Origin of the sequence: Proteus sp. TSJ240517, from assembly GCF_047921575.1 — a bacterium.
GTDB lineage: Bacteria > Pseudomonadota > Gammaproteobacteria > Enterobacterales > Enterobacteriaceae > Proteus.
Genome location: NZ_JBLRMH010000005.1, coordinates 266,761 through 273,309 on the forward strand (window position 1 = coordinate 266,761; position 6,549 = coordinate 273,309).

General features: G+C 39.2%; 5 protein-coding genes. 4 read left to right on the forward strand and 1 reads right to left on the reverse strand.

Going from position 1 to position 6,549, the window contains the following annotated elements; translation table 11 throughout:
- Positions 1–5: 5 nt before the first annotated feature.
- A complete protein-coding gene (gene fadB / locus ACNARN_RS11090) occupies positions 6–2,186 on the reverse strand; it encodes a fatty acid oxidation complex subunit alpha FadB (RefSeq protein ID WP_416304457.1) in 2,181 nt (726 codons plus the stop codon).
- Positions 2,187–2,453: 267 nt separating this feature from the next.
- Here fadB and pepQ point away from each other — a divergent pair, with 267 nt between their 5' ends.
- Genes pepQ through hemG form a run of 4 tightly spaced genes read left to right on the forward strand, consistent with a single transcriptional unit; the run spans position 2,454 to position 6,436 of the window.
- Entirely contained in the window at positions 2,454–3,788 is a 1,335-nt protein-coding gene (pepQ, locus tag ACNARN_RS11095; protein WP_416304458.1) for a Xaa-Pro dipeptidase, read from the forward strand.
- Positions 3,788–4,408, forward strand: a complete 621-nt coding sequence (locus ACNARN_RS11100; protein ID WP_100158033.1) for an IMPACT family protein — start codon at positions 3,788–3,790, stop codon at positions 4,406–4,408. The genes pepQ and ACNARN_RS11100 overlap by 1 nt, the downstream gene beginning before the upstream one ends.
- A gap of 25 nt (positions 4,409–4,433) precedes the next feature.
- Positions 4,434–5,885 (forward strand): Trk system potassium transporter TrkH, encoded by a 1,452-nt coding sequence (gene trkH, locus ACNARN_RS11105; protein ID WP_036914641.1) that lies wholly within the window; start codon positions 4,434–4,436, stop codon positions 5,883–5,885.
- Between the two features lie 20 nt (positions 5,886–5,905).
- Entirely contained in the window at positions 5,906–6,436 is a 531-nt protein-coding gene (gene hemG, locus ACNARN_RS11110) for a menaquinone-dependent protoporphyrinogen IX dehydrogenase (RefSeq protein ID WP_198620171.1), read from the forward strand.
- The last annotated feature ends 113 nt before the right edge of the window (positions 6,437–6,549 follow it).

The window sequence follows — 6,549 nt, forward strand, 5'->3', positions numbered from 1 at the left end:
TCTCCTTAAGCGAGTTCTCTGATGTTAACATCTACTTTTGCGGGCTTTGGATAATAGGTTTCGTTGCGTTGCGCTTTCTGTTTTAAGCTTTCAGGAATTTGATAAAGAGATCCTAATGATGCGTATTGCTGTGCATCTGCAACAAATTGCGCTAATCCGATGGTATCAAGATAACGGAAGACACCTCCTCGGAAAGGAGGGAAGCCTAAGCCATAAACTAATGCAATATCAGCTTCTGCTGGTGAAGCAATAATACCTTCATCTAAACAACGGATAACTTCATTGATCATTGGGATCATCATGCGAGCGATAATTACATCTTGGCTAAACTCTTGTGTTTTGCCAGCATTTTGCTGAATAAGCGTTTGAATTTGACCATCAACAGATTTCTGCTTTTTACCCCGTTTATCAACTGCGTAATTATAGAAACCATGATTATTTTTCTGACCATATCGCTGTTGCTCATATAAAAGAGCAATAGCATCTCGTTCAATGGTACCCATTCTGTCAGGGAAACCCTGAGCCATTACGGCTTGAGCATGATTTGCCGTATCAATGCCTACAACATCAAGTAGGTACGCCGGTCCCATAGGCCAGCCAAATACTTTTTCCATCACTTTATCTACAGCAAGAAAATCAGCACCATCTCTTAGTAATAGAGAGAACCCAGCAAAATAAGGAAAGAGGACACGGTTTACAAAGAAACCAGGGCAATCATTAACGATAATTGGTGTTTTACCCATTTTACTGGCGTAACTGACAATACGGTTAATCGTCTCTTCACTGGTTTTTTCACCTTTTATGATTTCAACCAGTGGCATTCGATGAACTGGGTTAAAGAAGTGCATCCCACAGAAATTTTCAGGGCGCTTTAAGGATTTTGCGAGCAGGGAAATAGGGATCGTAGAGGTATTTGACGCAAGTACCGCGTGATCGGCTAATAGTGCTTCTGTTTCTGCGAGTACAGTTGCTTTTACTTTGGGATTTTCAACAACGGCTTCAACCACAACATCCGCATCACTGACAGAAACATAATTCAATGTAGGTTGAATAGAGGCGAGCGTTTTTGCCATATCTACGGCACTCATTCGACCTTTTTCTTGGCGTTTTTGTAATAGGCTTAACGCTTCATTCATACCAAGCTCAAGGGATTTTTGGTTAATATCTTTCATTACAACGGGAATACCTTTTAAGGCAGATTGGTAGGATATTCCACCGCCCATTATCCCAGCGCCTAAGACCGCCGCTTGTTTAGGTAATTCAGCATGACGTTTTTTCGTGATATTTTTGACATACTGATCATTAAGGAAAATACCGACTAAGGCTTTTGCAACATCAGTACGTGTGAGTTTGACAAAATTTTCAGTTTCGATAGCCAGTGCTTCATCTCTATTTAGAAATGCCGCTTTTTCAATAGTTCTTACTGCCGTGATCGGTGCTGGATAGTGAGGGCCTGCTACTTTCATCACCATACCTTTAGCCACACTGAAAGACATTTTATGTTCAAGCTCTGTCAGTCTTAATGGTGCTATTTTTGGATGACGTGCAGCTTTCCAATCAATTTTGCCTTCAATTGCTTGCTCGATTAGCGAAATAGCACTTTCTTTTAAATTTTCTAGAGGGACAATTGCTTGGATTAATCCATTTTTAAGTGCAGTTTGGGCATCAACATCTTTACCAGCAGTAATAATTTCTAATGCGTTATCGACACCAATCAAACGAGGAAGGCGTACTGAACCGCCAAAGCCCGGCATGATCCCAAGTTTTGTTTCTGGTAAACCGATACGTAAATCAGGAGAAGCAATACGAAAATCAGTAGCAAGTACGCACTCGCAACCACCGCCAAGGGCATAGCCATTGATAGCAGAAACGGTAGGAACAGGTAGGTCTTCAAGTCGACTAAAAATCTGATTAGAGAAGTGTAGCCACTGAGTTAATTCTTCTTCAGGGGCATCAAAAAGGGATAAAAACTCGGTAATATCAGCACCGACAATAAAAGCCGGTTTTTCGGAACGCAAGATAACACCTTTCAGGCCTGGTGTTGCTTCTAATACGGTTAAAGCTTCACTTAGCATTGCAACCGTTTTGGTATCTAATTTGTTAATAGAACCTTTGGCGTTAAAAATGAGTTCAACAATACCTTGTTTCACCCAACCGGCTTGAATATTTTCGCTTTGATAGAGCATTTGTATTCTCCCTAAATGTATAGACTGGTATGACCAGATAATAAGAGTGTGAATACTATGTTAAATAAATGCAAATATTTGATTAAAAAACTGCAAGGGTGATCACAGTGAAATTATTCAACTTATTGAATTCTATGTTGTTGCTCAGTTTGATAAAACGAGGGGAGATAAATCGGTAATAATCTATTTTTGTTATGGGGTTAGCCACTCAAAGAGTTGGCGTGTTAAGCTGAATCATTAACAATGAATAAGATAAGGTAATTAATAATGGAAAAATTGCTCTCTCTGTACCAAGAACATATCAAAACTCTACAAAATCGTACTCGTGATGCTTTATCCAGACACCATCTTGATTCGGTATTAATTCATTCTGGTGAACCTATCCGTGTTTTCCTTGATGACAGTGATTACCCTTTTAAAGTGAATGCTCATTTTAAAGCATGGGTGCCTGTAACAGATGTACCACATTGTTGGTTATTAGCGGATGGTGTTAATAAACCTAAATTATGGTTCTATTCCCCAGTTGACTATTGGCACAGTGTTGAAGCTTTACCAAGTAGCTATTGGACTCATGAAGTTGAGTTAATTCATCTTAAAAATGTTGATGATATTCAGAAAGAGCTAGCACCTTATATTAATAAAAATACCGCTTATATTGGTCCAAATATACAGCGAGCAGAATCATTAGGTGTGAGTATTGATAATATCAACAATCAATCTCTTCTTAATTATTATCATTATTACCGCGCCTATAAAACAGGTTATGAATTAGCTTGTATGCGTGAAGCACAAAAAATGGCCGTCAACGGACATATTGCCGCTCATGAAGCTTTTCAAGCTGGATTAAGTGAGTTTGATATTAATATGGCGTATTTAATGGCTACGGGTCATCGTGATACCGATGTTCCTTACGGCAATATTGTCGCATTAAATGAACACGCCGCTGTTTTGCACTACACCAAATTAGATCATGAATCACCAGATGAATATCGTAGTTTCCTTATTGATGCAGGTGCAGAGTATAATGGCTACGCAGCAGATATCACTCGTACTTATAGCACAAAAGAAAATCATGAATTTACTTCATTAGTTAAAGATATGAATGATGCGCAACAAGCGCTGATTGCAACGATGAAAGCGGGTGTGCGTTATACTGAATACCATGTTCAAATGCATCGACGTATTGCTGGGCTACTTAATAAATACGGTATTGTTAAAGGTGTGAGTGAAGAAGAGATGGTGAGTGCTGGATTAACTACACCATTTTTACCTCATGGCTTAGGGCATGCTTTAGGTCTGCAAGTTCATGATGCAGCTGGATTTATGCAAGATGATAAAGGAACCCACTTAGCGGCTCCTGCAATGTATCCATTCTTACGTTGCACACGTATTGTTGAACCAGGCATGGTATTAACAATTGAACCTGGATTTTACTTTATCGACTCTCTGCTAGAGCCTTGGAAAGAAGGAAAATACAGTACTCATTTCAATTGGAAGCTTATTGAGCATTTCAAACCATTTGGTGGTATTCGTATTGAAGATAATATTATTATCCACGATAACAAAATTGAAAATATGACCAGAGATTTACACTTAGCCTGATGAAAGCGTATTTGATCCCCGCTGAAACCGTAGAATTCAGTGAAGAAATAAAGAAGAGTCGTTTTATTACATTTATTGCTCACACTGAAGGTATTGATGCAGCAAAAGCGTATATCCAGTCTATCAAAGAACAATTTCCTGATGCCCGGCACCACTGTTGGGCTTTTGTTGCAGGAAGACCCGATGACTCACAACAATTAGGTTTTTCTGATGATGGTGAGCCAACAGGTACTGCGGGAAAACCTATTCTTGCACCTCTTTTAGGGAGTGGAATGGGAGAAGTTACCGCAGTGGTTGTTCGGTATTTCGGTGGGATCAAATTAGGAACTGGTGGGTTAGTTAGAGCTTATGGCAGTGGTGTTCAACAAGCATTAAAGCTTTTGCCAACAAAAACGAAAGTGCCACAGTTGCGTTTTAGTGTAGCGTGTGAATATTCACTGGTTTCATTACTTGAACAAGTTGTTGAACAATATCAGGGGCAAGTACTTTCAAGTGAATATACTGATAAAGTCACTTTTATACTTTCATTGCCTGCCGTGCATAGCGGTGAAGTTGAAGTTAAACTACGTGATATAAGTCGTGGCAGTATGCAATTAATCCCGTTAGATAAAAATGAATAATCTTTGCTACCAAGGAAATCGCTAAATGCATTTTCGTTCAATAACCCGTATTGTCGGACTGCTTGTTATCTTATTTTCTGTCACGATGATCATTCCTGGTATTGTTGCATTAATATATCGAGATGGTGCAGGGCGTGCATTTAGCCAAACATTTATTGTAGCCTTGATCATTGGGTTAATGCTGTGGATCCCCAATCGACATAAAAAAAGTGAGCTTAAGCCTAAAGAAGGCTTTCTTATTGTTGTCTTATTTTGGACGGTACTGGGTAGTGTAGGGGCATTGCCGTTTATCTTTTCTGAGCAACCTCATCTTTCTATTACTGATGCCTTTTTTGAATCTTTCTCTGGACTGACTACAACAGGAGCCACAACGCTTGTAGGGCTAGATTCATTACCTAAAGCTATTCTGTTTTATCGCCAAATGCTCCAATGGTTAGGAGGAATGGGGATCATCGTATTAGCTGTCGCTATTCTCCCTCTTTTAGGTGTTGGGGGAATGCAGTTATATCGCGCAGAAATGCCAGGTCCATTGAAAGATAACAAAATGCGACCTCGAATTGCAGAAACAGCGAAAGCACTTTGGCTTATCTATGTCTTATTAACGATCATTTGTGCCTTAGCATTATGGATTGCGGGCATGGATGTGTTTGATGCTATTTCTCATAGCTTTTCAACTATTGCAATTGGTGGGTTTTCTACTCACGATGCCAGTATTGGTTATTTTAATAGCCCAACCATTAACATCATTATTGGTGTATTTCTTCTGATTTCTGGTTGTAACTTTGGTTTGCACTTTGCCGTACTAACGGGAAGAAGCTTAAATATTTATTGGCGTGATCCTGAATTTCGTATGTTTATCTCAATTCAATTGGGATTAGTCATTATCTGTAGCGGTATTCTATGGCTTTATTCTGTATACGACACAGGATGGATAACCATAAACCAGGCTTTTTTCCAAGTTGTCTCTATGGCGACAACTGCGGGATTTGCCACGGATAGCTTTGCACAATGGCCTGCATTTTTGCCTCTTCTATTATTATGCTCGGCGTTTATTGGTGGCTGTGCAGGATCAACGGGTGGGGGATTGAAAGTCATTCGTATCTTGCTTTTATTCCTACAAGGGAATCGTGAATTAAAACGTCTTGTTCACCCAAATGCGGTTTATACCATCAAACTTGGTCACCGAGCATTACCCGAACGTATTATTGAAGCTGTGTGGGGATTTTTCTCCGCTTATGCGCTGGTCTTTATTATTAGCTTAATGTTGTTGATAGCAACAGGCGTTGATGAATTTTCTGCATTTTCTGCTATTGCCACTACATTAAATAATCTTGGTCCTGGATTAGGGATTGTCGCCGATAACTTCACGACAATGAATCCAGCTGCAAAATGGATATTGGTCGTGACAATGTTATTTGGGCGACTAGAAGTTTTCACTCTATTGGTTTTATTTACCCCAACGTTTTGGCGTGATTAACCTAATACAAGGAGTAATGTATGAGCGCGCTATTGTTGTATTGTAGTACTGATGGTCAAACTAAAAAAATAATGACACAAATCGCGAATGAATTAAGACAACACGGTCATGAATGTGATGTGAGAGATTTAACCTCTGTTCAGCAGAGTTTAAATTTATCTGCTTATAATAAAGTCTTAGTGGGCGCTTCGATTCGTTATGGTTACTTTAATAAAGCGCTCGATAAATTTATCACTCGTCATCTTGCACAATTGAATAGTATGCCGTCCGCATTCTTTGGCGTTAATCTTACGGCAAGAAAAGCAGAAAAGAATACACCCGAGACGAATGCTTATATGCGTAAGTTTTTAGATAAGACTCCATGGAAACCAACGTTAACGGGTGTCTTTGCTGGCGCACTTTTTTATCCTCGTTATAAATGGATTGATAGAGTTATGATCCAATTAATTATGAAGATGACTAAAGGTGAAACGGATCCTACAAAAGAAATTGAATATACTGATTGGAATAAAGTAAGCGAATTTGCGGCGCATTTTGCTAAAATTGAGTGATATTTAATCTTTACTGTGGGGTTTTTATACGTCTTGTTGGAGTTTTGAACGAACAGTAAATTATTTTAAAAAAACACTTGCGCTAATCCGAGATCTCCCTATAATGCGCATCC

What these genes read in the sequence shown, in the direction of transcription:
- fadB (WP_416304457.1), bottom strand. Translation starts at nt 2,186, where the DNA reads ATGCTCTATCAAAGCGAAAATATTCAAGCCGGTTGGGTGAAACAAGGT.
- pepQ (WP_416304458.1), top strand. Translation starts at nt 2,454, where the DNA reads ATGGAAAAATTGCTCTCTCTGTACCAAGAACATATCAAAACTCTACAA.
- ACNARN_RS11100 (WP_100158033.1), top strand. Translation starts at nt 3,788, where the DNA reads ATGAAAGCGTATTTGATCCCCGCTGAAACCGTAGAATTCAGTGAAGAA.
- trkH (WP_036914641.1), top strand. Translation starts at nt 4,434, where the DNA reads ATGCATTTTCGTTCAATAACCCGTATTGTCGGACTGCTTGTTATCTTA.
- hemG (WP_198620171.1), top strand. Translation starts at nt 5,906, where the DNA reads ATGAGCGCGCTATTGTTGTATTGTAGTACTGATGGTCAAACTAAAAAA.